Origin of the sequence: Aquabacterium sp. CECT 9606 (assembly GCF_918741295.1) — a bacterium.
Lineage (GTDB): Bacteria > Pseudomonadota > Gammaproteobacteria > Burkholderiales > Burkholderiaceae_C > Aquabacterium.
In genome coordinates this window covers 118,773-144,223 of record NZ_CAKKNB010000004.1, presented here as the reverse complement: position 1 = coordinate 144,223, position 25,451 = coordinate 118,773, and the positions used below count along the sequence as shown (strand labels likewise).

Sequence of the window (25,451 nt, the reverse complement as noted above, 5' to 3'; positions counted from 1 at the left end):
AGGCAGGGTTCGCCCCAGGAAGGGGAATGCCTCACGACGGACGGCATCAACAGGCAAGGCAATTGGCTTACCATGGCCGCCCTTGCTGAGCCCTGAATTGCCTGCCATGAGCGACTCGAAGTCCCCTTTGTCCGACGCCGAACAATCCTTGAGCGATGCCGCTCTGGAATACCACCGCCTGCCCACGCGGGGCAAGATTGCCGTCACCCCCACCAAGCCGTTGACGAACCAGCGCGACTTGTCGCTGGCTTATTCGCCCGGCGTGGCCTACCCCTGCCTGGCCATTGAAAAAGACCCCGGGCTGGCTTTTGACTACACCTCGCGCGGCAACCTGGTCGGTGTGATCACCAACGGCACCGCCGTGCTGGGCTTGGGCGACATCGGCCCGCTGGCCAGCAAACCGGTGATGGAGGGCAAGGGCTGCCTGTTCAAGAAGTTCGCCGGCATCGACGTGTTCGACATCGAACTGGCCGAGCGCGACCCGGACAAGCTGGTGGACATCATCGCGGCGCTGGAGCCCACGCTGGGCGGCATCAACCTGGAAGACATCAAGGCGCCCGAGTGCTTCTACATCGAGCAAAAGCTCAAAGAGCGCCTGAACATCCCCATCTTCCACGATGACCAGCACGGCACGGCCATCATCTCGAGCGCCGCTTTGTTGAACGGCCTTGAACTGGTCGGCAAGCAGATTGGCGAAGTGAAGATCGCGGTTTCGGGCGCGGGCGCGGCGGCCATTGCTTGCCTGGACCTGATGGTGGGCCTGGGCGTGAACCGCGCCAATGTGTTCGTGTGCGATTCCAAGGGCGTGATCCACACTGAGCGCGGCGACAAGCTCGACGAGTCCAAGCGCCGCTATGCGCAGCCCACCAATGCCCGCACCCTGGCCGACGTCATGAACGGCGCCGACGTGTTCCTGGGTTGCTCGGCAGCAGGCGTGGTCACGGCCGAGATGGTCAAAAGCATGGCGCGCCAGCCCATCATCCTGGCCCTGGCCAACCCTGAGCCCGAGATCCGGCCCGAGATCGCCAAGGCGGCGCGGCCCGACTGCATCATCGCCACGGGCCGTTCGGACTACCCCAACCAGGTCAACAACGTCCTGTGCTTTCCGTACATCTTCCGGGGTGCGCTGGACTGCGGCGCCACCAAGATCACCGATGCGATGAAGCTGGCCTGTGTGCGGCAGATCGCCGATCTGGCCAAGGCCGAGACCAGCGATGAAGTGGCCGCGGCCTACCCTGGCCGCGAGATGCGCTTCGGCCCTGATTACCTGATCCCCACGCCGTTCGATTCACGCTTGATTCTGCGCATTGCACCGGCAGTGGCCGAAGCAGCGGCGGCATCGGGCGTGGCCACGCGGCCCATCACCGACATCGTGGCTTACCGCGATTCGCTGTCGCAGTTCGTGAGCAACACGGGCCTGTTCATGCGCCCGGTGTTCATGGGTGCCAAGGCCGCGCCCAAGCGCATCGCCTTCTCGGAAGGTGAAGACGAGCGCGTGCTGCGCGCCGCCCAGGTGGCCATCGACGAAGGCATTGCCCACCCCATCCTGGTGGGCCGCCCCGAGGTGATCGAAGAGCGCGTGCTGCGCGCGGGCTTGCGCCTCAAAGCTGGCGTCAACTGCGAGGTGGTCAACCCCGGCAAGGACGACCGCTTCCGCCAGTATTACGAGGCTTACCACGCCCTGCGCGCCCGCGATGGCATCACGCCCGAACTGGCCAAGGTGGCCGTGCGCCGTTCCAACTCGCTGATCGCCACGATGATGGTCAAGCTGGGCGATGCCGACGGCATGATCTGCGGCGTCATTGGCCGCTACGACCTGCACCTCAACCACATCCAGGAAGTGATCGGCCAGAAGCCCGGGGCCCATGGTCTGGCCGCGCTGAACGCGCTGATCCTGGAGAACCATTCGCTGTTCATCGCCGACACCTTCGTCAACGAAGAACCCACGGCCGAGCAGCTGGCCGACATCGCCGTGCTGGCGGTGGAAGAAGTGCAGCGCTTTGGCCTGCCACCGCGCGTGGCCTTTCTGTCGCACTCGATGTTCGGCTCCAGCACGCGGCCTTCGGCCCGCAAGATGCGCCTGGCGCGTGACTTGTTCGTGGCCCGCATGCCGCACATCCCGGCCGATGGCGAGATGCAGGGCGATGCCGCGCTGAGCGAAAGCGTGCGCACCAAGCTGCTGCCCGAGACCACGCTGCACGGTTCGGCCAACATCCTGATCCTGCCCAATCTTGACGCGGCAAACATCTTGTTCAATGTGCTGAAGATGACAGGCGGCCAAGGCGTGACCGTGGGCCCGATCCTGCTGGGCGCGGCGGCGCCGGTTCACATCCTGACGCCATCGGCCACGGTGCGCCGCATTGTCAACATGACAGCGCTGGCGGTGGCGCACGGGGCGACGGCGAGCGAGTCGCGTTGATGTAGCTGGCTGTTGGTTGCAGCGCGGGGCGCGGGCTGGGGCGCCGCCGGAAGCCGCCCCAGCCCTTGTTTCGCCCCGCTGGTGGCCTGCCACGGCCGCATTCGTGCTGCGCCACCCCGCGCTGCCCATACAACGCTCAAAAATCCCCTTGACGCCACGCCCGCCCCTCAATACATTACAGGAAAAATCATAAATAATGATTGCTTGTAATATTCATGAGCGTCACCGCCAAAAACCTCATCCTTGATCTGCTGCTGGCCGCCGGCAGCGATCACCTGCCTGTTCGGCACCTGCTGGCCGCCGCCGCCCTGTTCGGCATCCCGGCCAACAACCTTCGCGTGGCATTGGCCCGCCTGTCGGCAGACGACATGATTGAATCAGTGGGCCGCGGCGTCTACCAGCTCAGCGCCAGCGCCAGCCACTTGGCGGCCGACGTGGCCACCTGGCGCAGCGCCAGCCAGCGCGTCAGACCCTGGCAAGGTGGTCACATCGCCGTGCATTGCGGGGCCCTGGGCCGCAGCGATCGGGTCGCCCTGCGGCACCGCGACCGTGCACTGCAGATGGTGGGCCTGCGCGAGCTGGAGCGCGGCTTGTTCGTGCGCCCCGACAACCTGCAAGGCGGCATCGACACCGTGCGCAAGCGGCTGCACACACTCGGTCTGGAGCGCGAAGCCTGTGTGTTCATCGCCACGGAGTTTGACCAGGAGCGCGAGGCGCGCATCCCCCAGCTGTGGCACAGCCAAGAGCTGAATGAGGCTTACACGCACATCCAATCGCAGCTGTCGCAATGGACAGCGCGCGCCAAGCAACTGCCCATTGAAGACGCCGCGCGCGAGTCCTACCTGCTGGGCCGCAAGGCGATCCGACAAGTGGTGTTCGATCCTCTGTTGCCCGCGCCCCTGGTGGACATCCAGAGCCGCGATCGCTTCATGCAGGCGGTGCAGGACTTCGACCAGTTGGGGCATGGCATCTGGCGCCAGTTCCATGCCAAGGTCGATGCCCCGACACCCATCGCCGGCAAGTCCGCCTCATCTTCATTGCCTCATTGATCATCCAACCAGGCCCTGTCACCATGAGCACCGCCAAGCCACAACGCATGCGTCCGTCCGACGTCCTCAGCCGCGAAGAAATCGCACGCTTCACCGCACGATCCGACCTGGCCGGTTGGTCGGCGTTGGCCTTCACGTGGGGCGTGATCGCCTTGTGCTTTGCCGCCTTGGTCTGGTTTCCGAACCCGTTGACCTACCTCGCAGTGGTGGTGGTGCTGGGTGGCCGCCAACTGGCCTTGGCCATCTTGCTGCATGAGGGCGCGCACGGCACCTTGTTCAAGACGCGCTGGCTGAACAACCACGCTGCCGACTGGTTGGCGGGGCGCTGGATCTGGGTCGATGTGGCTCGATACCGCGAACACCACCTCAAGCACCATGCGCACACCAACCAGGAGGGCGATCCCGACCTGAGCCTGGTCCAACCTTTTCCAGCATCGCGGTCGTCGGTGCGCCGCAAGTTCCTGCGCGACATCAGCGGGCTGAGCGGCCTGCGCCGCGTGGTGGGCCAGGTGCTGATGGACATCGGCGTGCTGAAGTGGACCGTGGCCGCCGACATCGTCAAGCTGCCGCGCGATGGCCGACGCTGGCATCACTACGCGGCTGAAGGCCTGCGCCACATGAGCGGCTTCATCGTGCTGCATGCATTGCTGGCAACGACACTGGCACTGATGGGCCACTTGTGGGTCTACTCGGCCTGGTGGGTTGCTTATCTCACCACCTTCGGCGTGTTCATGCGCCTGCGGTCCATGGCCGAGCACGCGTGCACCGAGCGCAGTGGCAACATGCTGCGCAACACCCGCAGCACGCGCGCCGGTTTCCTAGCTCGCATGACGGTGGCGCCGATCCGGGTCAACTTCCACATCGAGCACCATTTCATGGCCTCGGTGCCCTATTTCCGCTTGCCTGCATTGCACCAGGTGTTGCGCGAAAGGGGCGTTGTTCCCCCCTCACCTTCCTACGTGGACGTGCTCAGAATGGTGTCCAGCCCACGCTGAGAAACCGTCTGTCGGACCCACCGACCGTCCGTCGAACTGGGTCTTTTTACTGCCAATTATTGCCGCACGCCTCAGAAAGCCCCTTCCTAGAATCGGCCACGTGAATGGTCCATTCGTGTGTTCAAGGGGTTTGAAAAATGGTTTCGTGCAGTCTCAGGCAAACCAGTCGAGGTCAACGCGGTTTCTCCATGGTCGAGGTGGCTGTCACCCTGGCCGTGCTCGGCATCCTGATGGCGTCGGCCATGCCCAGCGTGGGCGCCTGGATGGTGAACGCGCGCATCCGCAACACGGCCGAATCCATTCAAGAAGGCCTGCAAAAGGCGCGGGCCGAAGCAGTTCGCCGCAACCAAAGCGTCACCTTCTGGATGGTCACGACCAGTGATCCCAAGGTGCTGAGCGACGACTGCACCACCAGCGCCACCGGCGGTTCATGGGTGGTTAGCCTGACCGACCCGACCAGCAAGTGCTCGGTGGCTCCTTCCGATACGACCGCGCCTCAAACGGTGGCGGCCCGGCCCATTGGTGATGGTGGCGATGGCGTGACGGTTTCGGCCAAACAGCGCGATACCACGACCGATGCCACCAGCATCACCTTCAATGCGTTTGGCCAGGTGGCCAATGCCGGCCCGATTGGCCAAATCCGGATCAACGACGGCACCGATGGCAACGACCACCGCCGCTACAAAATTTTGATTTCAACGGGTGGCCGCAGCCTGGTCTGTGATGAGGCCGTGGCCAGCACCACCGATCCACGCTACTGCCCAGGGAGCTGAACCATGCGCAGCCAACCACTTCCCCAAAAGCATTCAGCGCGAGGCTTCATGCTGATCGAGGTGCTGGTGAGCGTCTTGCTGTTCAGCGTTGGCGTGCTGGCGCTGGTGGGCTTGCAAGCCAACATGAACCAGGCGCAAGGCGCGTCCAAGGTGCGCACCGATGCAGCCTACCTGGCCAACGAACTGACAGGACTGATGTGGTCGGACGCAGACCACCTCGGTGACTACACGGACACCGCTTGCGGGGCCTACAAGCGGTGCCAGGCCTGGAAAGACAAGGTGGCCGCGTCGCTGCCGGGAGGCGCCGCCAACGTCACAGTGAACACCGACCGCGAGGTGACGATCCAGATCAACTGGACGCCCCCGGATGGCACAGCCCACAAATACGTCTCCGAAACCACCATCCAGGGTTGACATGAGCAAGCGCACTCGCACCTCTCGCCCCCCCCAGCAGGGCTTCACCCTCATCGAATTGATGGTGGGCGTGGTGCTGGGCATGCTGGCCATCGTGGCCATCGCGCAAGTGATGGTGATGTCGGAGGGCAGCAAGCGCACCATCACGGGTGGCGCAGACGCGCAGATCAGCGGCGCCCTGGGTCTGTTCTCCCTGCAACGGGAACTGGGCATGTCCGGTTATGGCTTCAGCGCGATCCCGGACTCATTGGGGTGCAGGGTCAACTACCAGTTCGACTCGATGCCTGCCGCCAGCTTCACGCTGGCCCCGGTGATCATCAGCGCGGGCACGGACGGCTCTGACACCATCACCGTCTTGCGCGGCACCAAGACTTCCTTCTCAGTGCCAATGCTGGTCAACGTCGCCCACACCTCCGCCAATACAGAATTCTCAGTCGAGTCCTCCTTTGGTGCCGCGGCGGGCGACCTGGTGGTTGCCATGCCCACCGACATCACCACCACCGACTGCCGAGTCTTCCAGGCCTCCAGCACCCCGGTGAACAACAAGATCCCGCACGCGGTCGCCTCGACATCCCCTTGGAATGCCGGCAGTGCGTCGGCCGGCACCTACCCCATAGACAGCTACCTTCTCAACGTGGGCGGCCTGTCGATGCAGGAGTTCTCGGTCAACAACCTCACCCGATCCTTGCAGGTCAGGCAATTGACGAACGGCGGCACGTGGGGCGATGCGCAAGATGTGCAACCGCAGGTGGTGATGCTTCGGGCTCTGTATGGCAAGGACACCGCTCCCGCCGATGGCATCCGGGCGGTCGACACCTACGACGCCACCACGCCCACCACGAACGCAGGTTGGCGTGAGGTGCTGTCCGTCCGTGTGCTGATCGTGGCACGAAGTGCCCAGCCCGCGAGACGGGAAGAGGCAGACCCCACACCCCAATTCTTGGAGTGGGATGTCGGCACTGAAGACGACACCGTCGCAGGCTCGACCGTTTGCCACACCAACCGCCGGTGCGTCGCGATCGACCTCAGCCCCTTGGGAGACGACTACCGCAGGTACCGCTACAAGCTGTACGACACCGTCATCCCATTGCGCAACATGCTCTGGAAGGCGGCATCGTGAAGGAGCTTTCCATGATCAATCACTGGCCTTCATGCCGTGGCCATTCCACGCGGGAACGAGGCGTTTCGCTGCTGTTCGCCCTTCTGGCCCTGGTGGCTCTATCACTGGCCGGTGTAGCGCTGGTGCGCTCGGTGGACACCAGCGCCTTGGTGATGGGCAACCTGGGCTTCAAGCAAGATGCCACCGCTGCCGCGGACAAAGCCACCCAAGCGGCGATCGCCACGGTTTTCGGCCCCGCCTCCGCTATTGACCGCAACGTCAACAACGAGGCAGTGGGCTACTACGCCATTGCCCACGAAAGCATCGATGCGACTGGCCAACGAACCTCGGAAGCGAGCCGCGAGTTGATCAACTGGGACCTGAACAGCTGCGCCTACGCCACCAACACCGCCATGGCCACCTGCCTGGTCCGCCCATCGGACGAGATTGAGTTCAACGGCAACAAGATGCGCTATGTGGTGTTTCGGCTGTGCTCTGCAACGGGCGCACCAGGCAACGCTGGCAACGTTTGCGCTCGACCGAAAACCGTGGAAGGAGGCTCAGAGGGAACAGACACGGGCCCGGCGGCCGCCCCCAAGCGCGGCGAAATCAAGACCGGAAGCGGAAAGCGGCTTATCTCCCCCGGCACAGTTCCCGGCGGGGCCTACCAAGGCGTGTACTACCGCATCGTGGTTCGCGTGATTGGCGCGCGGAACACCACCAGCTTCGTTGAAACCATCGTGCACCAGTAATGTGCCCTTGCCTTGCGGCACAGAAGGAAGTCACCATGAAATCCCTTTACAACTTCACCGTGCAGAACCCAGTCCAACGGATTTTGCTGGCGGCACTGATCGGGCTGGTGGCGCTCAACCCTGCTGTGCTTGCCGCCACGGATATTTCCAACACGCCACTGGCGACCACCTCGGACATCACCGCCAAGCCCAACGTCATGTTCATCCTTGACGATTCGGGCAGCATGGGCTGGGAATACCTGCCGGACAACATGGGCGACAACCAAACGGCCAGAGACTCCTGGGGCTACAAGTCGATCCAATGCAATGGCGTGGCCTTTGACCCCGCCTATGACTACACCACCAACCGGCCTGTCAAACCCGACGGAAGCCTGTACCCCAACGCGCTGTTGAGTTCGGCGCCGACGGACGGTTTCCAGATGGACCTGTCGACTTCTTACGACCTTCTCACACCCATTGCCATGGGAACCGGGGACAGGACCTTCCAGGTATCGGGTGCCAGCTCGGGCACTTTCGTTGTCGGTGCAAGGGTAGGCATCGCCAACGTCATCCCCACTCCAAACGATGCCAACCCGCCCAGCCCCAACTGGATGCTGGGCACCGTCAAAAGCTGGAACAGGCCCAATTTGGTGGTGACCATCACGGACGTGGTCGGCAATGCCAGCGCCTCAGCCGCTTGGAAGGTGGGCCCACCGGTCGGCGTCAGTTTGGGCAATTCGGTCTATCACAAGTACAAGGGCAGCAAACCGCGTGCAGCCTGGAAGTACAAGAATGACGGCTCGGTGGACACCACGACCGACGGCGGATTCGCCAACGAGTGCCTGGCTGCTGCCGCCAATACTTCGTCAGTGTTCGACAAAATCACGGTCAACACCAGAACGGCCACAGAGCAGCAAAACTACGCCAATTGGTACGCTTACTACCGCAAGCGTTATTTGATGATGCGCAGTGCGGTGGGCCGAGCCTTCACCCCCATCGATTCAAAGTACCGGGTGGGGTTCACCACCATCAACAATCCCAGCGCAGCGCCCGGCGACAAGTTCCTGGAAGTGGCCCCTTTTGACAACAATCAAAAGGTGACTTTTTACTCAGACCTCTACAGCGCTGACGTCGACAATTCCACCCCATTGCGCGGCGCCCTGTCGAAGATCGGGCGTTACTTTGCCAACAAGGCACCGGGCCAAGTCCATGACCCAATGGAGTACGCCTGCCAGCGCAACTACAGCATCCTGTCAACCGATGGTTACTGGAACACCGGCAGCAACACAGTTCCTGAAAGCGGCACTTTTGGCCCCTTGAAGCTGGACGGCAGCACCAACGTTGGACAGCAAGACGGCCTGGAAGCCCGCCCAATGTGGGATGGCGCCGCCATGGTATCGACCACACAAACGCCTTACACGGTTGTCAAGCACGAAAAAGTGGTGATCGCCACACGCACCACCACACAGGTTTGGACACGCAACAGGTACAGCGAGACATCAAGCGGCTGCGGATTCGGAAAGAGACGACTCAGCACCCAGCCGCAGACTTACACCCAATCGACCAAAAAAGAAAAGATCACAACCCTTCAGGATGTCGTCGGCACCTACACGCGGACGCGAGTCACCACCAACGGCACACTCACCTCTGACACCAATAGCAGCACCGCCTGGGGCGCACCCACCATCACCTCCACAAGTTCCGCACTGATCTCAAACGTGGACAGCGGCGCACCCACGGGCGCCACCACCTGGACCGATTCGGGCACCGCCACCCTTTCGGGCACTTGCGTTAATACGGGAACGGTGGCCATCCCCACCCCCTCTCCCAGCACCCCCGTGGCACCTGCAAGCGCCACGGTGTCCGACACCGCTCCCACCCTGAGCACGGTGTCCACCGATGCCGCTGTGGCTGGCACGCCAGGCACCCCTGTCATCAGCAGCTCTGGGGGCTCCAGCAACAGCCTGGCCGACGTGTCCCAGTACTACTACGCCACCGACTTGCGCACCAGCGCCTTGGGCAACTGCACCGGCGCCCTGAACACCGACGTGTGCAACAACGAGGTTCCCATCAGCAGCCTAGACCGGGCCGAGCACCAGCACATGACCACCTTCACGCTGGGCCTGGGCATGAACGGCATCCTGCCCTACAACGAGGACTACCTCAATCCCAACCTGACCAGCGGCAGTTACTACGACATCAAGAACGGCACCAAGACTTGGCCGATCTCTGAGAGCAACTCTTCAGGCATCACCCACGTCGATGACCTGTGGCACGCCGCAGTCAACGGACGTGGCCAATACTGGTCAGCTTCCGATCCAAGCGCCGTGGCACGGGCCATCAGCGCCGCCCTGTCCAATGTGACGCGCACCATTGGTTCCTCGTCGTCGGCCGCCACCAGTTCACTGCAACCTGTCGAGGGCAGGAACAACCAGGTGTTCGTGGCCAAGTACACCACCAAGGTCTGGACTGGCGACCTGGTGTCCTACACCCTGGATGGCACCACCGGCGAGATCGACACCACCACCGAAGTCTGGAGCGCCGCGGCCCGCATGGGCAGCACCACACCTTCCGCACGCCGCATTTACTACAGCCAGCCCAACGTCACCACACCCACTCGGCGGGAGTTCAACTACGCCAACCTGAGTGCCGATGGCCTGGGCGGCAACTTCACCAATTTCTGCACCAAGCCGCTTGTTCCCGGGCAATGCGCAAGCCTTGAAACCGACCCCAAGGCCGCAGCAGAAAATGGCACCAACCTGGTCAACTATTTGCGGGGCGATGGCAGCCTGAGCAGCTACAGCTACACCAAGAGCATCGTGGGGCCGCCTGCCAGCACGTCCACGGAAACGGTGACGGTGTACCGCTCGCGGGAGTCGATCCTCGGCGACATCATCAACGCCTCTCCGGTTTACGTGAGCACGCCCGAGTTTGAGTACACCGACGCTGGCTACGCTGCTTTCAAGAGCGCGCAGGCCAACCGTTCCCCAGTCGTGATGTCTGCCGCGAACGACGGCATGTTGCATGCCTTCGCAGCGGAAGCCATTGGCACCACACCCGCAGGCACCGAGCTGTGGGCCTATGTTCCCTCGGCCGTGATGCCTGACCTGTACCGCTTGGCCGATACCAACTACGAGACCAATCACCATTTCTTCGTGGACGGCACACCTACTGTGGCCGATATCCACGATGGCACTGCCTGGAAGACCATCTTGGTGGGCGGTCTTAACGCCGGTGGCAAGTCCTACTACGCGCTCGACATCACCAACCCGACCGACCCCAAAGTGTTGTGGGAATTCTCGTATAACGCCTCGACAAACCCCAACCTGGGCTTGACCTACGGCAACCCCGTCGTCACCAAGCGCGCCAATGGTGACTGGGTGGTTGTGGTGACATCGGGCTACAACAACACCGATGGCGACGGCAATGGCCGCCTGTTTGTGCTCAACGCGAACACTGGCCAACCTGTCTCTGACTTCCCCAATGGCATCGCCACCATGACGGGAGTGACCACCCCTGCGGGCACCCGGGCCGCGCCCAACGGCCTGGCCAAGATCAACGCCTGGATCGAAGACACCACCAACAACACGTCCTTGCGCTTTTATGGCGGCGACCTCCTGGGCAACCTCTGGCGTTTTGACATCGACAGCCAGGTGGCTCCCCATGGCAAGGCCCTGCTGCTGGCCAGTTTCAAGGACCCATCCGGGAATCCTCAGCCCATCACCATCAAGCCTGAAACAGCCGTGGTGAACGGCGAGATCGCGGCCGTGCTCGTTGCCACGGGCCAATATCTGGGCTTGAGTGACATTGCCAACAGGCAAGTGCAGTCCGTCTACGCCGTCAAGGATGCCTTGACTGGCACTGGCCTGGGCGACCTGAGCTACACGCGCACGGACATCGTCAAGCAAACCCTGACCGACGCCGCGGGGCTGACCCGCACCTCAACCAACAATGCGGTGGACTGGTCCACCAAGAATGGTTGGCGAGTTGATCTGCCCACGGAAGGCGAGCGCGTTTCGGTTGACATGCAACTGCAATACACCACCTTGGCCTTGGTCTCGGCGATCCCTGGCAGCAGCGTTTGCAGCCCTTCCGGCGGCTCATCCTGGCTGTACACCTTCAACATCGCCACGGGGGGCTCGTTGACCTCGGCCGGGGGCATCGCCGGCAACAAACTGGGCAATTACCTGGGCGTGGGTTTGACTTGGATCAAGTTGACCGATGGAAGGTCCCGGCTCATCATCCCAGGCAGCAATGCCAAGGTCACCGACGAGCCCGTTCCGGTAGACCTTCCCAGTACCGAGACCTCACCATCAGGCACGCCTTATTCCGCGACCCGCACGTCTTGGCGGGAATTGGTGGACTGAGCCTCTGATGAACGTCACCGGCGCCCCTCGGCGCGCATCCATTGGCGCCCTCATCTTCAACGTGGCCTTGGTCCACGCTGCGGGGCTGGTGCTGTTGAACCAATACCAGCCCGCTTCGGCGAAAGGGAGCACAGGCCGGTTGGGGGCTCAAGTCGTTCAAATGCGTTTGGCCCAGGCAACGCTGCCTACCTCGCCGGCTCAAAGCACGATGGGCACTCCCATGGCGAACATCTCCGAGGCAACACCCACAGCGCCGGCCGATGTGGCGCCCCTAGCGCCACTCTTGGTCGACAGCATCCTGGCTGGCCTGGACCTCGAACCTGGACCAGGTGCGCAAGCCTCGGGCAGCGAATACATCCCCCGCCCTCAGTTGAGTACGGCACCCAGGCCTTCAGTACCGGTGGTGGTTCCGTTCCCCAAGGAGATCACCACCCAAGGCCGCTACACCACCATCCTGGCCCTCTTCATCGATGAAAACGGCATCGTGCGCCGCGTGCGCATCGACGGCCCCTCTTTGCCCAAGCCCATGGAAGACGCCGCCCGCGACACCTTCCTGCAGGCCCACTTTCAACCCGGTGAAGTGCAAGGCCAACAGGTCAAGTCACTGATCCGGGTGGAAGTCGTGTTCGACAACACGCCCATCGAAGCACAAGCATTGCCCCAGTCCTGAGGGTGGTGCCAGCCCTGCCCGGCCAGCGCCTCAGCCAGCTTTGGGCTCAGCCGCCATCGCCAGCACCAAACGCTTGCGCAAGGCCCTGGCCGCTGTCACCAGCGCCACCAGGAACAAGGCCACACCCACATAAGTGCCCACCCCAGGGTTGCGCCAAGCGGCAACGAGGCGGTCCATGAACAGGGACAGCATGATCGTGCCGGGCAGCACGCCCAGCACCGTGCCAAGCACATAGTCACGAAAACGCACCCGCAATGCGCCCGCCGTCACGTTGATGACCAGGAAGGGTGCCACCGGAAACGCGCGCAAGAAAACGATCGCCAGCAAGCTGCGGTTCTTCAAGCTGCGCGCCAGATGCTGCACCTGCGGATCGCCAAAGCGGTCCAGCAGATAGGCTCCGCTCAAACGCCCCACGCCATACGTGACCACCGCGCCGCTCAGCATGCCCGCCAGCGAATACACCATGCCGACCCAAGGCCCGAACACCAGCGTGCCCACCGAAATCATCAGCAGGATGGGCATGGCCAACACCACGGCCAGCACATACCCCCCCAGCACGGCCAAAGGCCCCAAGGGCGAAGCCAACAAGTCGCGCCCCAATTGGCTCAACACGGCCGGGTCCAGCCAATGGCTCATTGATGGGCTCCGCCACACCAACGCCACGGCCGCGAACAAACCCAAGTACACCGCCACCACAAGGCGGCGCACCAGCTTGCTGCCCGACACCTTTGATGAACCGCCCGCACTCATGACACACACCTCATTGCACTGCCCACATTCCATCCAACGGAAAACTCGTGCATCTTGAGGCCATTCAAGGGCGGCCGACGCAGGTGATTTCCTGCGTATTTGTCACCGTCCCCTTGCTTCGGGGGGCATCACAAATCGGGGTGAATGCCAGGCAGTGGCCGCTGTGTGAGCATCCAGCGGCCCACCCTCACCGCCAGGGCTTCGGGCGACACCGGCCACGAGAACAACTCCACCCAGCTCGGCAACCCACCCCGCGCGGCGATGGCCTCGGGCTTCAATGAGGTCAAGGCCAACACGGCCATGCCCGTGACCGTCTCGCAGCGCTCTAGCGTGCGCAGCATGGCAAAACCATCCATGCCCGGCAGCTCCAGATTGGTGATCAACAAATCGGGGGGCCGCTGCCCCATCTGCAGCAGGGCCAAGTAGCCGGTTTCGGCAAAACGCAAGCTCAGCGCCGACTCAAACACCTCCAGGGCCGACGCGCATTGCGCCTGCCACAAGGGGTCGTCGGCCACCAGCAGGATGTCGTGGTGGCGCGCCTCCCGGCGCACCTTGGCCAAGGCGCTGGGCTTGGGCAACACCGCGGCTGGGTTGCCCTGGCGACGCGCCTGGTCCGCCAGCGGATCGCCCCCCAGCCCCGTGCTCAAGGCCAGGGCCTCGACCGCGTTGTAAGGAATGCGCCGGTGGCCGCCAGGGGTGCGCGCCGCCGGCAAGATGTCGGCCTCGACCCACAGCTGCACGGTGCGCAAAGAGACACCCAAGCGGCTCGCCGCCTCGCGGGTGGTGAGCATGCGGGCACCGGGCCCCAGATGGATGACTTGCGACATGGTTTCATTTTTGCGGGATCCACCCTGCCGCGGTAGGCCCATCGGCTGCAAACCACAGGCCGGCGTGAAGCATTGGGCACAATCAGCCACCATGAACAAGGCCTTCACCAAGGAAACCGACCAGGACGACGAGGACGATCTCTCCCCGTCGCCCATCCCCGCCGGCACCAAGAACTACCTCACGCCACAGGGCTACCAGCGCCTGCGCGACGAGTTGCTCACGCTGATCGATGTCGAGCGGCCCAAGATCGTCGAGATCGTGCATTGGGCCGCCTCCAATGGCGACCGCTCAGAGAACGGCGACTACATCTACGGCAAGAAGCGCCTGCGCGAAATCGACCGCCGCATCCGATTTCTTACCAAGCGACTGGACATCGCCGAAGTGGCCGACCCGTCGGTGCACCATGGTCACGACCAAGTCTTCTTCGGCGCCACGGTCACCTACGTGAATCAGGACGATGTGGAGCGCACCGTCACCATCAAGGGCATTGACGAGGTCGACAATCTGAAAGGTGAAGTCAGTTGGGTCTCCCCCATTGCCCGCGCCTTGCTCAAGTCACGCGTGGGTGACGAGATCCAGTTGATGACGCCGGGTGGTCTGGAGCACGTCGAGGTGCTGTCGGTCAGCTACCCCGCGCCTGTCGGCAAAGACTAGTCAGGGATTGACGCGGCCGGCCTTGAGCACCACCGGGCAACGCTTGAGCGTGCGCAGTACGTCGTTCAGGTGCTCCACATCGCGCACGGCCAGCGTCAACTTCAGCTCGGCGGTTTCGCCCAGGCGTTCGTCGCCCATCTCGATGTGGGTGATGTCGGTCTCGGCGCTGCTGATGGACGCGGCCACCTGCGCCAGCACGCCCTTGCCATTGGCCACCAGCACCTGGATGGCTGTCTCGAAAGGCCGTGTGGGCTCGTCGGCCCAGCTCACGTCGATCCAGCGCTCGCTGTCGCGCTCGAACAAGCGCCTGCCGACGCCGCACATCTGCGTGTGCACCACCAGGCCTTCACCACGGCCCAGGTAGCCCGCGATCGGATCGCCTGGGATGGGCTTGCAGCACGGCGCCAATTGCATCGTGGCGCCTTCGCTGCCATCGATCACCACACCGCCGTGCGACGGCGATTCGGAATCGGCAAAGCGACCCAGGGTCAGGGTCAGGGCATCAGGCCGCTCGCCCGACTCGGCCATGAGCTGCGCCAGGCGCTTGGCCACCATGTTGCTGATCTTGCGGCCCAGGCCGATGTCCACGCACAAATCATCCTTGCTGCGGTTGCCACCCCAGCGGATCAGGGCCTGCCAGGTGGCACCGCTGGCACCTTCGCTGGTTTCGTCGCCCGGCGGCATGGCCAGGCCCTCGGCGCGCAGCGCTTGCGTCAGCAGCTTCTCGCCCAGCTCCAGCGACTCTTCCGTCTCCATGTTCTTCAGGTAATGGCGGATCTTGGAGCGGGCCCGGCCCGTGCTCACGAAGTTCAGCCAGCCCGGGTTGGGCCGCGCACTCGGCGCCGTGATGATCTCAACCACATCACCGCTGCGCAGCTCAGTGCGCAAGGCCGCGGCCTCGCCATTGATCTTGACCGCCACGCAGTGATCGCCCACGTCGCTGTGAATCGCATAGGCGAAGTCCACTGAGGTGGCGCCACGTGGCAGCGCCAGGATGCGCGATTTGGGCGTGAACACGTAGACCGACTCGGGGAACAAGTCGATCTTCAAGTGCTCCAGGAACTCGGCCGAATCGCGTGTCTCGTGCTGGATGTCGATCAGCGACTGCAGCCACACGGCCGCCTGTTGAGGCGAGGCCTCTGCGCCTGCCCCTTCTTGCGTCTTGTACATCCAGTGCGCGGCGATGCCCTTCTCGGCCACCGCGTGCATGGCCTGCGAACGCAGCTGGAACTCCACCGCCGTGCCCACCGGGTTCACCAAGGTCGTGTGGAGTGACTGGTAGCCATTGGCCTTGGGGATGGCGATGTAGTCTTTGAAGCGGCCCGGCAGCGGCTTGTACAGCTGGTGCAACACGCCCAGGGCGCGGTAACAGTCCAGCAACTCGCGCGTGACGATGCGGAAGCCGAAGATGTCGCTGACCTGGGCGAAGGTCAGGTTCTTCTCGATCATCTTGTGATAGATCGAGAAGATGGTTTTCTCGCGGCCATAGACCTCGACCACCATGTCGGCCGCGCCAAAGGCCAGCTCCACTTCACGCTGGATGCGGTCCACCAGGTCGCGGCGGTTACCGCGCGTTTTTTTCACCGCCTTCGACAGCACGCCATAACGCCAGGGGTTGATGTACTGGAAGGACAGCTCCTGCAACTCGCGGTAGGTCTGGTTCAGGCCCAGCCGGTGCGCGATCGGCACGTAGATGTCCAGCGTTTCCTTGGCGATGCGCGTGCGCTTGTGCGCCACCATCGCGGCCATGGTGCGCATGTTGTGCAGGCGGTCGGCCAGCTTGATCAGGATGACGCGCACATCGCGCGCCATGGCCAGCAGCATCTTGCGGAAAGACTCGGCCTGCGATTCTTCCTTGGTCGAGAACTGCAGTTTGTCCAGCTTGGTCAGGCCATCGACCAGCTCGGCGGTGGGCGCGCCAAAGCGCTCGATCAACTCGATCTTGGTGACGCCGCAGTCTTCCATGGCGTCGTGCATCAACGCGGCCATGATGGCCTGGGCATCGAGCTTCCAGTCGGCGCACAGGCCGGCGACCGCGATCGGGTGGGTGATGTAGGGCTCGCCGCTGGCGCGGAATTGCCCCAGGTGGGCTTCGTCGGCGAAGCGGTAGGCGTCGCGCACGCGGCGCGCATCCGCCTCGTCCAGATAGTCGAGTTTGTGGGTCAGCGCCGCGAAGGAAGCCGCGGCGGCGTCGGAAGTGGCCTGGGTCATGCGAACTACTTTAGCGCGGAACGAGAGGGCCAGACACCAAGCGTGTCAATCACCGAAATAGAAAACGGCCCACCAAGGCGGGCCGTTGACTTGCTTTTGAGCAAGCAGCTGGCAGTGCCAGCGCGCAAATCCGATCAGGTTGGGACCTTGCGCAGCATCTCGATGCCGACTTGGCCGGCGGCGATTTCGCGCAGAGCGGTCACACCGGGCTTGTTGCGCGATTCGATCTTGGGCGTGTGGCCCTGGCTCAGCATGCGCGCGCGGTAGGTCGCGGCCAGCACCAACTGGAAGCGGTTGGGGATCTTGGTCAGGCAGTCTTCAACGGTGATGCGGGCCATGGTGGAACCTCTTGAAAATGGGACTGAACAGGGCTCAGACCAGGTTAAGCGCGCGGAACACGGCAGATTTGTTGCGACGCTGAGCTGCGTATTTTAACCGCTGCGCGTGAACAATGGCTTTTAAATCGAACAAAGCGGTCTCAAACAGGCTGTTGACCACCACGTAATCGAAGAATTGCGCCTGCTCGACCTCGACCTTGGCGTTGCTCATGCGGATTTCGATCACGTCCGAGGTGTCCTCGCCACGGCGGTGCAAACGCTGCAGCAACTCCTCGTAGCTGGGCGGCAGAATGAAAATCAGCACGGCATTCGGGAAGATTTTCTTGATCTGCAGGGCGCCCTGCCAATCGATCTCCAGTACCACGTCTTCGCCGCCCTTGATCCGCTCCTCGATCGCGTGGCGCGAGGTGCCATACAGGTTGCCGTGCACCTCGGCCCATTCGAAGAAATCGCCATGCGCAATCATTCCGCGAAACTCGGTTTCCTCGATGAACAGGTATTCGCGGCCGTGTTGCTCCTGGCCTCGCGGAGGCCGGGTGGTGTGCGAGATCGACACCAGCAAGCGCGAATCCAGCTCCAGCAGGGCCTTGACCAGGCTGGATTTGCCCGTCCCGCTGGGGGCCGAGACCACGAAAAGATTGCCCGGGTAGTCCATTTCGTCACCTCCGGCAAATGCCGCTTCATTCGACAGGTTATCGGCGCTCATTCGATGTTCTGAACCTGTTCACGCATTTGCTCGATCAGCACCTTCATCTCGACCGAGATCTGGGTCAGCTCCAGTGCCGCGGCCTTGGAGCCCAGCGTGTTGGCCTCGCGGTGCAGTTCCTGAATCAGGAAGTCCAGGCGCTTGCCCACTTCACCGCCCTTTTTAAGCAGGCGCGCGATCTCGTCCAGGTGCGCCTTCAGGCGTGTCAGCTCTTCATCGACATCGATGCGCAAGGCGTAGGCCGCCGCCTCGCTCAAGGCGCGCTCCTGGGCCGCCTCTTCGGTGATGCTGCCGCCCACAGCCTCCAGTGCCTCTTTGTAGCGCTGCACGAAACGTTCCTGCTGGCGCAGCACGGCCTGGGGCACCAGCGGCATCGCCTGCTCGGCCAGGGCTTTCAGGCCATTGAGCTTGTCCACCAAGATGGCCACCAGGCGCTTGCCCTCGCGCTGGCGGGCCTCCAACAAGCCTTCGATGCTCTGGCGGGCGGCATCCAGGGCCACCTCTTCCAATTTGGCGATCGGGCCGGCGGTGCGGCACCAGTTCATGATCTCGTTGACCGACAACGGCGTGGCCTTGGGCAGCCAGTTCTGCACCATGCCCTCCAGACGCGCCAGGCTGTGCAACTGGTCAGCCTGCGGTTGCGGCCAGGCCGTTTCGACCGGTCTTTGCGGTTGCATCTTCAGTTCGATCTTGCCGCGCCGAAATGAAGCTGTCAGCAAATCACGCAAGGCGGGCTCCAGGGCCCGAAACTCGTCAGACAGCTTGAAGCTCAGATCCAGGAATCGGCTGTTGACCGAGCGCAACTCGGCCCCGACCCCACCGGTTGGAGACTTGGTTGCCGTGTTCGCCGCCGAGCGTGTCGCGCTGGACGAATCCGCATCATCAGAGGCGTCGCCGCTGTGTTCCGGAACCGACGCGACCGCGCTGGCAAAGCCGGTCATGGAGTAGACTGACATAGATACTTGACACCAGACACAAAACCCGATTATGTCAAAGCCAAAACCCGCTCCGCTGCCTTCAGGCACCGTCGTGGGGGGTTACCAGGTCGTCAAGAAACTGGCTGCCGGTGGTTTCGGTGTGGTTTACCTCGCTGAAGACCCCGAACACCGACTCGTGGCGCTCAAGGAATACCTCCCCTCTTCTCTGGCAGAACGTGCCCTGGGAGAGTTGATCCCGCGCGTCAAACCTGACAAGCAGCCGTTGTACCGCCTGGGCCTGAAAAGCTTTTTCGAAGAAGGCCGTTCGCTCGCGCAGATTTCGCACCCGAGTGTGGTGTCGGTGTTGAATTTCTTCCGCGAAAACGAAACCGTTTACATGGTGATGAATTACTTGCAAGGAGATACCTTGCAGGATTTCATCGTCACCGCGCGCGATTTGAAGCGCGACAAAGTTTTCCGCGAATCCACCATTCGCTCGCTTTTTGACGAAATGCTGCGCGGTCTGCGCATCGTCCATCAGCACAAGATGCTGCACCTGGACATCAAGCCGGCCAATGTCTTTGTCACCAATGAAAACAAGGCGGTGTTGCTCGATTTCGGGGCCGCGCGCGAGGTGCTCTCCAAGGAAGGCAACTTCATCCGCCCCATGTACACACCCGGCTTTGCCGCGCCCGAGATGTACCGCCGGGATGGCTCATTGGGTCCCTGGACCGACATCTACGCCATCGGCGCGTGCATTTACGCCTGCATGCAGGGGTACCCCCCCAACGATGCGCCCCAACGCCTCGAAAAAGACCGTTTGAACCTGTCCCTGTCCAGACTGCGGAACGTGTATTCAGATAACCTCCTGGAAGTGACCGAGTGGTGCATGTCACTCGACCCGCTGGCACGCCCGCAAAGCGTGTTCGCGCTCCAGAAAGAGCTTGCCCGTGAAACCGAACGCCGCTATTCCAAGCTGACGTTCTCCGAGCGGGTCAAGCTCCAGCTTGAAAACCTCAAATCAGGTGCGAAGGCATGAGGCCAGCATGAGATTCTCTGTCTACCAGATCAGCCGCAAGGGCGGCCGCGAGAAAAATGAAGACCGCATGGGCTATTGCTACACGCGGGATTCCGGCCTGTTCGCCCTGGCAGACGGCATGGGCGGCCATCCCGAAGGCGAAGTCGCCTCGCAACTGGCTCTGCAGACCATGGCAGCGCTTTACCAGCGCGATGCCCGCCCCACTCTGGCCGACCCCCTGCGCTTTTTGCAGGACGCAGTCATGGCCGGCCACCACCAGTTGCTGCGCTACGCCAGCGAAAAAGGCCTGATCGACACGCCTCGCACCACCATCGTTGCCTGCATCATGCAAGGCAACGCGGCCTACTGGGCCCACTGTGGTGATTCACGCCTGTACTTTGTGCGCGGCGACAAACTCATCGCCCGCACCCGCGACCACTCCTATTCCGAGTTGCAGCAAACGCTGAACACAGTGGTCCCGCTGAACGACCGCTACAACCGCAACGTGCTGTTCACCTGCCTGGGCAGCCCTGGCAAACCGGTGGTCGACACCGCCGGCCCGCTGCTGCTGCAAGAAGGCGACCGCATCCTGCTGTGCTCCGATGGCCTGTGGGGCACGGTGGACGACGAAGTCATCACCCGCCACCTCACCACGCGCGCCATCTCTGATGCCGTGCCCGAGCTGGTCGAAGAAGCGCTGCGCAATGGCGGCCCCAAGTGTGACAACGTCACCATCATCGCCATGGAGTGGGAATCGGCCAGCAACGATGAGGTCGCTGGCGGCACCTCCACCTCGACCGACAACCTGGGTGACCAGGTTTTCGCGTCCACCATCCAGGCGAGCGTGGGCAGCGGCATGGGTCCGGGCGACAATGTCGATGCCGATGACCTGGACGAGGCTGAAATCGAACGTTCGATCCGCGAGATCAACGAGGCGATCAAGCGCTCGGCCCGGGGCAGCCACAAGCCTTAATCCCGCGCTTTTTTTTCCGCGCCAGTTTCCCAGGAGCCCGCCATGGCTTATCAACGCACGCAAGACCGTGCGGCGGACGCCTTGCGTCCCGTCACCATCACCCGCAGCTACACCAAGCACGCCGAAGGCTCCGTCCTGATCGCCTTCGGCGACACGCATGTGCTGTGCACCGCCTCTGTTGAAGAACGCGTGCCGCCCCACAAACGCGGCAGCGGCGAAGGCTGGGTCACCGCGGAATACGGCATGCTGCCCCGCGCCACCCACACCCGCAGCGACCGCGAAGCCGCACGTGGAAAGCAAAATGGCCGCACGCAAGAGATCCAGCGACTGATCGGCCGCTCGCTGCGTGCCGTGTTCGACCTCAAGCTGCTGGGCGAGCGCACCATCCACCTCGATTGCGACGTCATCCAGGCCGACGGCGGCACGCGCACCGCCGCCATCACCGGCGCCTACGTGGCCGCACACGACGCCGTCACATGGCTGCTGGCGCAAGGCAAGATCACCACCACGCCCATCCGCGAGCCCGTGGCCGCCATCAGCGTCGGCATTGTGCAAGGCACGCCCCTGCTCGATCTGGAATACGTGGAAGACGTGGACTGCGACACCGACATGAACGTCGTCATGACCGGCGCAGGGCACTTCATTGAAGTGCAGGGCACAGCCGAAGGCGCGGCCTTCACACGCGCCGAGATGGACCACTTGCTGGCCCTGGCCGACCAAGGCATCCAAGGCCTGGTGACCTTGCAAGCCGAAGCCCTCGCCAAGCCATGAAACTGATCCTGGCCTCCAACAACGGCAAGAAGCTGCGCGAACTGCAGGCTTTGATCGGTCCACTGGGGCTTGAGCTGGTGACGCAAGGCAGTCTGGGCATCCCCGAGGCTGAAGAGCCACATGTGACTTTTGTCGAGAACGCGCTGGCCAAGGCGCGCCATGCAGCGCAGTTGGGCCAGGGCCCGGCCATCGCTGACGATTCAGGCTTGTGCGTACGCGTGCTGCAAGGCGCCCCCGGCGTGCGATCAGCCCGCTATGCCGTCGACCATGGCCAGATCGAAGAGACGGCCGGACGCGAATTGATCGACTCGGCCAACAACGCCTGGTTGCTCCAGAAAATGCAAGGCCAGCTTGACCGCCGCGCGCATTTCACTTGCCTGCTGGTGGCCGTGCGCCACGCCGAAGACCCCGAGCCCTTGATCGCCGAGGGCCATTGGGAAGGCACCTTGCTGGAAGTGCCGCAGGGCGAGCATGGTTTTGGTTACGACCCGCTGTTGTGGCTACCCGAACACCGGCAATCCGCCGCACAACTGGCGCCTGAGGTCAAGAACGCCGTCAGCCACCGTGCGCTGGCCTGTGCCCGCTTGCGCGAGTTGATGACCGCCCGCTGGACCCTGAAGTGATCACACTCCAACGCCCCGGTGCGCTGCAAGCTTTGCCGCCGCTGTCTTTGTATGTGCACCTGCCCTGGTGCTTGAAGAAGTGCCCTTACTGCGACTTCAACTCGCACGAGGTCGCTGGGCCCGCCATTCCCCTGGTGCCCTTGCAACCAAGTACCAAACCCGGCCTGTCTCCAGCCCTTGAGGCCCAGTATCTCGACGCACTGCGCGCCGACCTGGAATCCGCCCTGCCGCAGATCTGGGGCCGCCGCATCCACAGCATCTTCATCGGTGGTGGCACGCCCAGCCTGTTCTCGCCCGAAGGCATCGACCGCCTGCTGGCCGACATCCGCGCCCGCCTGACCTACGACCCCGACTGCGAAGTCACGCTGGAAGCCAACCCCGGCACCTTCGAGAAAGACCGCTTCAAGGCCTTCCGCCAGGCCGGCGTGAACCGCCTGTCCATCGGCGTGCAAAGCTTTGACGATGCCAAGCTCAAGGCCCTGGGCCGCGTGCACAACCGCGCGCAAGCCATCGCCGCGGTTGAAGAAGCGCAAGCCTGCTTCGACACCTTCAACCTCGACCTGATGTACGCCCTGCCCGGCCAAAACCAGGCCGACCTGGACGCCGACCTGCAACAGGCGCTGGCCTTCACGCCACCGCACTTGTCGCTCTACCACCTGACGATGGAGCCCAACACGCGCTTCGCCACGCAACCCCCGAAAGACCTGCCCGACGAAGACACCGCCTTCGACATGCTGGACAGCCTCATCGAGGCCACCGGGCGGGCAGGTTTGGAGCGCTACGAGATCTCGGCCTATGCGCGCAAAGGCCACCGCGCCCTGCACAACCTGAACTACTGGCAGTTTGGCGACTACCTGGGCATCGGCGCTGGCGCGCATTCCAAAATCAGCTTCCCTGACCGCATCGTCCGGCAAGTGCGCTGGCGAGAGCCGCAGGCCTACATGACGCAGGCCCTGCAAGGTAAGGCCTGTTCAAACGAGCACGACATCAGCCTGAAGGCGCGCCCCTTCGAGTACATGCTCAACGCCTTGCGCCTGAAGGAAGGATTCGAGCTGGCGCGCTTCACCGAGCGCACCGGCCTGCCGATCACATCGATCCAGCAGGCGATGCAGGAGGCCGAGGCCAAAGGACTGCTGGCGCGTGACCTTCAGCGCGCCTGGCCCACTGACAAGGGCTTCGACTTCCTGAGCGACCTGCAGGCACTCTTCCTCCAGGAAGAGTGATCCGCATCAAGCCGCCTTTTTCTCGTCACGCAACTCGCGGCGCAGGATCTTGCCCACATTGGTCTTGGGCAGGTCATTGCGGAACTCGATGTACTTGGGCCGCTTGTAGCCGGTGAGTTGTTCCTTGCAGAACTCGGCTACCGAAGCCTCGGTCAGGGTCGGGTCCTTGCGCACCACGAACACCTTCACCGCTTCGCCTGCCTTGTCGTCCGGCACGCCAATGGCGGCACACTCCAGCACGCCCGGGTGCAAGCTCACCACCTGCTCCACTTCGGTCGGATACACGTTGAAGCCTGACACCAGAATCATGTCCTTCTTGCGGTCCACGATTTTGGTCTGGCCCGTTTCGTCCATGATGCCGATGTCGCCCGTGCGGAAGAAGCCATCGGCCGTCATCACCTTCGCGGTTTCATCCGGGCGCTGCCAGTAACCGGCCATCACCTGCGGGCCGCGCACACAGATCTCGCCCGGCTCGCCAAAGGGCAAGTGGTTACCGTCGTCATCCAGGATCGCCACTTCGGTGGAAGGCACCGGGTAGCCGATCGAACCCGTGAACTCGACGATGTCCAGGCGGTTGACTGTGGCCACCGGCGAGGTCTCGGACAAGCCATAACCCTCCACGATCGGGCAGCCCGTGAGTTTCTTCCACTTCTCGGCCGTGGCCTGCTGCACCGCCATGCCGCCACCGTTCGAAATCTTCAAACCCGAGAAATCAAGCTTGGCGAAATCAGGATGGTTGGCCAGGCCGTTGTAAAGCGTGTTGACCGCCGGGAACTGGTTCACCTTGTAGTTCGTCAACGTCTTGATGAAGCCAGGAATATCGCGCGGATTGGGGATCAGGATGTTCATCCCGCCCAGGCGCGCGCCCATGAAGTAGCAAACCGTCAACGAGAAGATGTGGTACAGCGGCAGGGCACACACCGTCACGATCGGTTGGCTGCCCAGCTTGGCCAGTTGGGGCTTGAACCAGGCCTCGCATTGCAGGATGTTGGCCACGATGTTCCGGTGCAGCAAAGTTGCACCTTTGGAGACACCTGTGGTGCCGCCCGTGTACTGCAAGAAAGCCACATCGTCAGGCACCAAGGCCGGGCGGGTGTACTTGCTGGAAGCGCCTTGCGACAGCGCCTTCTTGAACTGCGTGACTTTGATCGGGCCGCCATTGGGCAGGCTGAACGCCGGCACCATTTTCTTGACATGGCGCACCACGAAATTGACCAGCGGGCCTTTCAGGCCAGGCAGCATGTCGCCCATCGCGGCCAGCACCACGTGCTTGACCGGCGTGCGCGAGATCACGTCCTGCAAGGTCACCGCAAAGTTTTCCAGGATGACGATCGCCTCGGCGCCCGAATCCTTCAACTGGTGTTCCAACTCGCGCGGGGTGTACAGCGGATTGACGTTGACCACCACATAGCCGGCGCGCAACACGGCGGCAATCGCCACCACGTACTGCGGCACGTTGGGCATCATCAACGCCACGCGCGCACCCTTCGACAGGCCCTGCGCCTGCAGCCAGGCGGCCAAGGCGCGCGACATCTCGTCAACCTGCGCAAACGTCCACCGCACCTCCATGAAGGCGGCGATGTCGCGGCGCGCATGTTCCCGGAAAGCCTGGTCCAGCAAATCGATCAGTGAGTTGTACTCACCTGGATTGATCTCTGCAGGAACACCAGCTTCGTACTGCGCCAACCATGGTTTGGACATTGCCATTTGTGAGCCTCTCACTTGATAAACAGGACATTTCATCGGCTTGACATCACTCAAGACGCAAGCTTGAAACACTGCATTCATTTTGCAACATAGTCAGCTCAGGGTATTCCCTTGAGGCGCGGCAACTTTGCACACAGCTCCTGTCAGTTTCGGCGCAATGCTGAGGTCCGGCGGCGATCCGCAAGATAAAGCAGGCAAGTCCGCAGGGCACAATA

Annotated in this window: 22 protein-coding genes; 15 read left to right on the top strand and 7 right to left on the bottom strand. The window is 62.9% G+C overall.

From position 1 onward, the window contains the following. Positions 1–106 precede the first annotated feature (106 nt). The 9 genes from LQ232_RS17900 to LQ232_RS17860 all read left to right on the top strand — a co-directional run bounded on the left by LQ232_RS17900 (position 107) and on the right by LQ232_RS17860 (position 12,517). Positions 107–2,419, top strand: a complete 2,313-nt coding sequence (locus LQ232_RS17900) for an NADP-dependent malic enzyme (protein WP_230181757.1) — start codon at positions 107–109, stop codon at positions 2,417–2,419. Between the two features lie 215 nt (positions 2,420–2,634). Then, complete coding sequence (locus tag LQ232_RS17895) at positions 2,635–3,468, top strand: PaaX family transcriptional regulator C-terminal domain-containing protein (protein ID WP_230181756.1); 834 nt, start codon at positions 2,635–2,637, stop codon at positions 3,466–3,468. A gap of 23 nt (positions 3,469–3,491) precedes the next feature. Beyond that, positions 3,492–4,463 (top strand): fatty acid desaturase family protein, encoded by a 972-nt coding sequence (locus LQ232_RS17890; RefSeq protein WP_230181755.1) that lies wholly within the window; start codon positions 3,492–3,494, stop codon positions 4,461–4,463. A gap of 137 nt (positions 4,464–4,600) precedes the next feature. Then, a complete protein-coding gene (locus LQ232_RS17885) occupies positions 4,601–5,236 on the top strand; it encodes a GspH/FimT family pseudopilin (protein ID WP_256450097.1) in 636 nt (211 codons plus the stop codon). 3 nt (positions 5,237–5,239) lie between these two features. Beyond that, the gene (locus LQ232_RS17880; RefSeq protein WP_230181753.1) at positions 5,240–5,650 is read left to right on the top strand and encodes a pilus assembly protein PilV; all 411 of its coding nucleotides are present in this window, start codon (positions 5,240–5,242) and stop codon (positions 5,648–5,650) included. A gap of 1 nt (position 5,651) precedes the next feature. Then, entirely contained in the window at positions 5,652–6,770 is a 1,119-nt protein-coding gene (locus LQ232_RS17875; RefSeq protein ID WP_230181752.1) for a PilW family protein, read from the top strand. An 11-nt stretch (positions 6,771–6,781) separates the two neighbouring features. Continuing rightward, entirely contained in the window at positions 6,782–7,501 is a 720-nt protein-coding gene (locus LQ232_RS17870; RefSeq protein WP_230181751.1) for a hypothetical protein, read from the top strand. A 35-nt stretch (positions 7,502–7,536) separates the two neighbouring features. Continuing rightward, positions 7,537–11,847 (top strand): pilus assembly protein, encoded by a 4,311-nt coding sequence (locus LQ232_RS17865; RefSeq protein WP_230181750.1) that lies wholly within the window; start codon positions 7,537–7,539, stop codon positions 11,845–11,847. A gap of 7 nt (positions 11,848–11,854) precedes the next feature. After that, positions 11,855–12,517, top strand: coding sequence for an energy transducer TonB (locus LQ232_RS17860; protein WP_230181749.1), 663 nt, complete (start codon positions 11,855–11,857; stop codon positions 12,515–12,517). Positions 12,518–12,547: 30 nt separating this feature from the next. On the opposite strand, the gene LQ232_RS17855 is transcribed toward LQ232_RS17860, so the two are convergent. Beyond that, the gene (locus LQ232_RS17855; RefSeq protein ID WP_305878723.1) at positions 12,548–13,267 is read right to left on the bottom strand and encodes a TVP38/TMEM64 family protein; all 720 of its coding nucleotides are present in this window, start codon (positions 13,265–13,267) and stop codon (positions 12,548–12,550) included. A 128-nt stretch (positions 13,268–13,395) separates the two neighbouring features. Next, positions 13,396–14,094 (bottom strand): excisionase family DNA-binding protein, encoded by a 699-nt coding sequence (locus tag LQ232_RS17850; RefSeq protein WP_230181748.1) that lies wholly within the window; start codon positions 14,092–14,094, stop codon positions 13,396–13,398. A 91-nt stretch (positions 14,095–14,185) separates the two neighbouring features. On the opposite strand from LQ232_RS17850, the gene greB reads away from it, so the two are divergent. Beyond that, positions 14,186–14,749: a transcription elongation factor GreB gene (greB, locus tag LQ232_RS17845; RefSeq protein ID WP_230181747.1), complete on the top strand. Its 564-nt coding sequence runs from the start codon at positions 14,186–14,188 to the stop codon at positions 14,747–14,749. On the opposite strand, the gene LQ232_RS17840 is transcribed toward greB, so the two are convergent. From LQ232_RS17840 to LQ232_RS17825, 4 genes are all read right to left on the bottom strand, one after another. Next, a complete protein-coding gene (locus tag LQ232_RS17840; protein WP_230181746.1) occupies positions 14,750–16,960 on the bottom strand; it encodes a bifunctional (p)ppGpp synthetase/guanosine-3',5'-bis(diphosphate) 3'-pyrophosphohydrolase in 2,211 nt (736 codons plus the stop codon). Between the two features lie 134 nt (positions 16,961–17,094). Continuing rightward, positions 17,095–17,298: a DNA-directed RNA polymerase subunit omega gene (rpoZ, locus tag LQ232_RS17835; protein ID WP_230181745.1), complete on the bottom strand. Its 204-nt coding sequence runs from the start codon at positions 17,296–17,298 to the stop codon at positions 17,095–17,097. A gap of 34 nt (positions 17,299–17,332) precedes the next feature. Next, entirely contained in the window at positions 17,333–17,953 is a 621-nt protein-coding gene (gene gmk, locus LQ232_RS17830; RefSeq protein WP_230182376.1) for a guanylate kinase, read from the bottom strand. A gap of 47 nt (positions 17,954–18,000) precedes the next feature. Next, positions 18,001–18,960, bottom strand: a complete 960-nt coding sequence (locus LQ232_RS17825) for a YicC/YloC family endoribonuclease (protein WP_230181744.1) — start codon at positions 18,958–18,960, stop codon at positions 18,001–18,003. 31 nt (positions 18,961–18,991) lie between these two features. Between LQ232_RS17825 and LQ232_RS17820 the strand changes: the two genes are divergently transcribed. From LQ232_RS17820 to hemW, 5 genes are read left to right on the top strand one after another with little or no spacing between them, the layout of a single operon-like run. Next, positions 18,992–19,960 carry a serine/threonine-protein kinase gene (locus LQ232_RS17820; protein ID WP_230181743.1) on the top strand — a complete coding sequence of 323 codons (969 nt, stop codon included), beginning with the start codon at positions 18,992–18,994 and terminating at the stop codon, positions 19,958–19,960. Between the two features lie 7 nt (positions 19,961–19,967). Beyond that, positions 19,968–20,912, top strand: coding sequence for a PP2C family serine/threonine-protein phosphatase (locus LQ232_RS17815; RefSeq protein WP_230181742.1), 945 nt, complete (start codon positions 19,968–19,970; stop codon positions 20,910–20,912). 42 nt (positions 20,913–20,954) lie between these two features. Next, entirely contained in the window at positions 20,955–21,683 is a 729-nt protein-coding gene (rph, locus tag LQ232_RS17810; RefSeq protein ID WP_230181741.1) for a ribonuclease PH, read from the top strand. Further along, entirely contained in the window at positions 21,680–22,306 is a 627-nt protein-coding gene (gene rdgB / locus LQ232_RS17805; protein WP_230181740.1) for an RdgB/HAM1 family non-canonical purine NTP pyrophosphatase, read from the top strand. Before rph ends, rdgB begins: the two co-directional genes overlap by 4 nt. Then, on the top strand, positions 22,303–23,529 hold the full coding sequence (hemW, locus tag LQ232_RS17800; RefSeq protein WP_230181739.1) for a radical SAM family heme chaperone HemW: 1,227 nt from the start codon (positions 22,303–22,305) through the stop codon (positions 23,527–23,529). The genes rdgB and hemW overlap by 4 nt, the downstream gene beginning before the upstream one ends. Positions 23,530–23,535: 6 nt before the next feature. Here hemW and LQ232_RS17795 read toward each other — a convergent pair whose 3' ends face one another. Next, positions 23,536–25,230 carry a long-chain-fatty-acid--CoA ligase gene (locus LQ232_RS17795; RefSeq protein WP_230181738.1) on the bottom strand — a complete coding sequence of 565 codons (1,695 nt, stop codon included), beginning with the start codon at positions 25,228–25,230 and terminating at the stop codon, positions 23,536–23,538. Positions 25,231–25,451: the final 221 nt, after the last annotated feature.

What these genes read in the sequence shown, in the direction of transcription:
- LQ232_RS17900 (WP_230181757.1), top strand. Translation starts at nt 107, where the DNA reads ATGAGCGACTCGAAGTCCCCTTTGTCCGACGCCGAACAATCCTTGAGC.
- LQ232_RS17895 (WP_230181756.1), top strand. Translation starts at nt 2,635, where the DNA reads ATGAGCGTCACCGCCAAAAACCTCATCCTTGATCTGCTGCTGGCCGCC.
- LQ232_RS17890 (WP_230181755.1), top strand. Translation starts at nt 3,492, where the DNA reads ATGAGCACCGCCAAGCCACAACGCATGCGTCCGTCCGACGTCCTCAGC.
- LQ232_RS17885 (WP_256450097.1), top strand. Translation starts at nt 4,601, where the DNA reads ATGGTTTCGTGCAGTCTCAGGCAAACCAGTCGAGGTCAACGCGGTTTC.
- LQ232_RS17880 (WP_230181753.1), top strand. Translation starts at nt 5,240, where the DNA reads ATGCGCAGCCAACCACTTCCCCAAAAGCATTCAGCGCGAGGCTTCATG.
- LQ232_RS17875 (WP_230181752.1), top strand. Translation starts at nt 5,652, where the DNA reads ATGAGCAAGCGCACTCGCACCTCTCGCCCCCCCCAGCAGGGCTTCACC.
- LQ232_RS17870 (WP_230181751.1), top strand. Translation starts at nt 6,782, where the DNA reads ATGATCAATCACTGGCCTTCATGCCGTGGCCATTCCACGCGGGAACGA.
- LQ232_RS17865 (WP_230181750.1), top strand. Translation starts at nt 7,537, where the DNA reads ATGAAATCCCTTTACAACTTCACCGTGCAGAACCCAGTCCAACGGATT.
- LQ232_RS17860 (WP_230181749.1), top strand. Translation starts at nt 11,855, where the DNA reads ATGAACGTCACCGGCGCCCCTCGGCGCGCATCCATTGGCGCCCTCATC.
- LQ232_RS17855 (WP_305878723.1), bottom strand. Translation starts at nt 13,267, where the DNA reads ATGAGTGCGGGCGGTTCATCAAAGGTGTCGGGCAGCAAGCTGGTGCGC.
- LQ232_RS17850 (WP_230181748.1), bottom strand. Translation starts at nt 14,094, where the DNA reads ATGTCGCAAGTCATCCATCTGGGGCCCGGTGCCCGCATGCTCACCACC.
- greB (WP_230181747.1), top strand. Translation starts at nt 14,186, where the DNA reads ATGAACAAGGCCTTCACCAAGGAAACCGACCAGGACGACGAGGACGAT.
- LQ232_RS17840 (WP_230181746.1), bottom strand. Translation starts at nt 16,960, where the DNA reads ATGACCCAGGCCACTTCCGACGCCGCCGCGGCTTCCTTCGCGGCGCTG.
- rpoZ (WP_230181745.1), bottom strand. Translation starts at nt 17,298, where the DNA reads ATGGCCCGCATCACCGTTGAAGACTGCCTGACCAAGATCCCCAACCGC.
- gmk (WP_230182376.1), bottom strand. Translation starts at nt 17,953, where the DNA reads ATGGACTACCCGGGCAATCTTTTCGTGGTCTCGGCCCCCAGCGGGACG.
- LQ232_RS17825 (WP_230181744.1), bottom strand. Translation starts at nt 18,960, where the DNA reads ATGTCAGTCTACTCCATGACCGGCTTTGCCAGCGCGGTCGCGTCGGTT.
- LQ232_RS17820 (WP_230181743.1), top strand. Translation starts at nt 18,992, where the DNA reads ATGTCAAAGCCAAAACCCGCTCCGCTGCCTTCAGGCACCGTCGTGGGG.
- LQ232_RS17815 (WP_230181742.1), top strand. Translation starts at nt 19,968, where the DNA reads ATGAGATTCTCTGTCTACCAGATCAGCCGCAAGGGCGGCCGCGAGAAA.
- rph (WP_230181741.1), top strand. Translation starts at nt 20,955, where the DNA reads ATGGCTTATCAACGCACGCAAGACCGTGCGGCGGACGCCTTGCGTCCC.
- rdgB (WP_230181740.1), top strand. Translation starts at nt 21,680, where the DNA reads ATGAAACTGATCCTGGCCTCCAACAACGGCAAGAAGCTGCGCGAACTG.
- LQ232_RS17795 (WP_230181738.1), bottom strand. Translation starts at nt 25,230, where the DNA reads ATGTCCAAACCATGGTTGGCGCAGTACGAAGCTGGTGTTCCTGCAGAG.